Below are 2,462 nucleotides of genomic sequence, written 5' to 3'. Positions count from 1 at the left end.
ACGGACGACCACGCCTCCGACGAGGATGAGCCGTCACACCCACGTACCGGCCAGGCCCCAACAGCTCCCGCGCCGCCTCCGGAGGCAGGTCCTCGTCCCCCACGTGCACCCCGTGCGCGTCCGACAGGAGCGCCAGGTCCACCCGGTCGTTGATGAGGCACACCGCGCCCGCCCGCCGGCACAGGGCCACCACCGCTCGGGCCGCCGCCAGTGCCTCCCGGGGAGGGGTGTGTTTCATGCGCAGCTGGAGCATCCGGGCACCGCCCTGAAGCAGCTGTCCGGCCTTGTCCACCAGGGGCAACTCCGGGCGGATGCTGTCGTCGCACAGCAGGTACGGGCCTTGGGGAAGCGGGGGGCGGGGCGAGACGTTCATCGGTTTCCGGGCCTGGGGACACCAGCGTTGACAGGCGCCCCTCCTGCTATAAGGTGCCGCGCTGTTTTCCAAGCAATTCCGAGGATTTGAATCATGGCTGATGGCATCAACCCGAAGCACCTCGACAAGCGCACCGCCGACCGCTACCAGCGCAGCGGCCAGGTGGACGAGGACGCGTACAAGAAGCACCTCGAGGAGCTGCCGGACGTGGCCGACAAGTCCGTCCCCATCGAGACGCTGATGGATGGCGACATCGACGACGACTTCGATGACGAGGACGACGACGAGGATACGGACGACGACGCCTCCGACGAGGATGAGTCGGACGAGGACGAGTCGGACGAGGACGAGTCGGACGAGGCGGACGAGCCTGCTGGCGAAGAGGACAAGGCGTCCGAATGAGCCCTTCGGAGAAGCGGGGTGAGACCTTCGTGATGACGGGGGATGCGAGCCCCGCCTCCGAGGAGTCCCTGTCGTTCAGCACCTTCATTGTCGGACTGGGCTCCGCCGTCCTCATCCACCTGGGTGGGGCGCCGAACCCGGAGACGGGCCGCCTGGAGAAGGACCTGCCTTCGGCCCGGCAGAACCTGGACCTCCTGGCGATGCTCCGCGAGAAGACGCGCGGCAACCTCACCGCGGAGGAGGAGAAGCTGGTGGACAACCTCCTGTCCGACCTTCGCATGCGCTACGTGGAGGCAAGCCGGAAGTGAAGCCTCGTGAAGTCACCCGCCCGGGGGGATTGCCCCGGGGCGTGCGGATCGCCGCCGGGCTGTGCCTGATGCTCTCCACCCTGACGGGGTTCCTCGCCTGCAGCGAGGCCTCCGTCATGATGAACTTCGAGGCCCACCGCGAAGCGCAGCGGGAGCACACCCCCACCCTTGCCCTGCTGGGCAAGGACCCCGCCGTCACCCAGGCCATCATGGAGGCGCAGCTGTCCGCGCTCTCCCCCATGCGCGAGTCCCGCGCCCTGGTGCTGACCGGGCTGACGGTGGCCTGCACCCTGCTCTTCTTCGCCTCCAGCCGCATGCTGCGCTCCCCCGACGGCGTCCCCCGGGATGGCTTCCGGCAGCTGCTCGGCGGCGCGGGCATCTTCGCCGCGCTGATGCGCACCATCGACGGGGCCCAGTGGACCGTCGTGGCCCGCCACACCAGCCAGGCCATGGTGGAGGGGCTCAAGGGCCTGCCGGAGTTCAAGGACCCGGCCACGGCGCAGCAGCTCTACGCGCTCGTCCCGTCCCTGATGACCCTCAGCGCGGTGCTCCCCACGGTGCTCGTCGCCGGCGGCTTCGCCCTGCTCGCCCAGTACTTCCGCAGCGAGGGCGTGCGGGACGCCATCGTCACGCTCGACGGGCCGACCGAAGACCCCTGAAGTCCGGGTGGGACTGACGCGGCGCGGCGCCAAAAGGCCGTCCGTGCTGCTTCAGCTCGCGTCCGTCTCCGCGCGGGGCAGCGCGGGCCCCAGGAGCAGCGCCTCCAGGGCGGCCATCGCGTCCGCTTCAGAGCCGGCGGCCGTGCCCTCCAGGGGCAGCACGCGGGCCAGCGGGGCCTGGGGGATGCGCAGGAGCTCGTCCCGGGTCAGGCCGAACACGTACGCCAGGTGCCCCATGGGCCAGCGGGACTGGAGGCGGGCGAAGGCCTCGTCGTCCAGCTCCTCCAGGGGACACGGCAGCTCCGCGTCCTCGTACACCCCCTTCTCCCCACCCACCCGGCGGCCGTTGCCGTAGGCGATGACTTCCTCGCCCTCGTCCGCGTCGTACACGTAGGCGTGCACGGTGGCGTTGGCGGCGGCGGACAGGAGGCGGGCCAGGGCGTGGTGCGCCGCGTACCAGTGGGCACCCTGCCGACCCTGGGAGAAGGGCCCCAGGAAGGCCAGGCGCACCACCTTGCGGCGGCGGTTGATGGTGACGCGCAGCGCCGTGGCGGCCGGGACGCTGTCCATCGACAGGGCCTCCCGGGCCAGACGCACGAGCGCCAACCCGGAGAAGGTGTCGAGTCGAACGAGATAGCCGCCGTGCGCGTCCAGAGTGAAGCCCCCGAGGATGGGCGCCGCCTATAACCGACCCCCCCCCGTCTCTTATACACCTTTCCG

5 protein-coding genes are annotated in these 2,462 nt (G+C 70.5%); 3 read left to right on the top strand and 2 right to left on the bottom strand.

Annotated elements, in window-relative coordinates:
* Positions 1–373: thiamine phosphate synthase (locus D7V77_RS41515; protein WP_199733991.1), on the bottom strand; the 373-nt coding region annotated here is incomplete at its 3' end.
* A gap of 93 nt (positions 374–466) precedes the next feature.
* Here D7V77_RS41515 and D7V77_RS41510 point away from each other — a divergent pair.
* The 3 genes from D7V77_RS41510 to D7V77_RS41495 are packed head-to-tail and all read left to right on the top strand — an operon-like array spanning position 467 to position 1,742.
* The gene (locus D7V77_RS41510) at positions 467–775 is read left to right on the top strand and encodes a hypothetical protein (protein ID WP_199733990.1); all 309 of its coding nucleotides are present in this window, start codon (positions 467–469) and stop codon (positions 773–775) included.
* The gene (locus tag D7V77_RS41500) at positions 772–1,083 is read left to right on the top strand and encodes a DUF1844 domain-containing protein (protein ID WP_120581667.1); all 312 of its coding nucleotides are present in this window, start codon (positions 772–774) and stop codon (positions 1,081–1,083) included. Before D7V77_RS41510 ends, D7V77_RS41500 begins: the two co-directional genes overlap by 4 nt.
* On the top strand, positions 1,080–1,742 hold the full coding sequence (locus D7V77_RS41495) for a hypothetical protein (protein ID WP_172811589.1): 663 nt from the start codon (positions 1,080–1,082) through the stop codon (positions 1,740–1,742). Before D7V77_RS41500 ends, D7V77_RS41495 begins: the two co-directional genes overlap by 4 nt.
* Positions 1,743–1,793: 51 nt before the next feature.
* On the opposite strand, the gene D7V77_RS41490 is transcribed toward D7V77_RS41495, so the two are convergent.
* Positions 1,794–2,312 carry a hypothetical protein gene (locus D7V77_RS41490; RefSeq protein ID WP_199733989.1) on the bottom strand — a complete coding sequence of 173 codons (519 nt, stop codon included), beginning with the start codon at positions 2,310–2,312 and terminating at the stop codon, positions 1,794–1,796.
* Positions 2,313–2,462 lie beyond the last annotated feature (150 nt).

This window comes from Corallococcus sp. CA041A, assembly GCF_003612075.1.
Lineage (GTDB): Bacteria > Myxococcota > Myxococcia > Myxococcales > Myxococcaceae > Corallococcus > Corallococcus exiguus.
The sequence above is the reverse complement of the archived record's forward strand: the minus strand, read 5'-3'. Positions and strand labels throughout refer to the sequence as shown.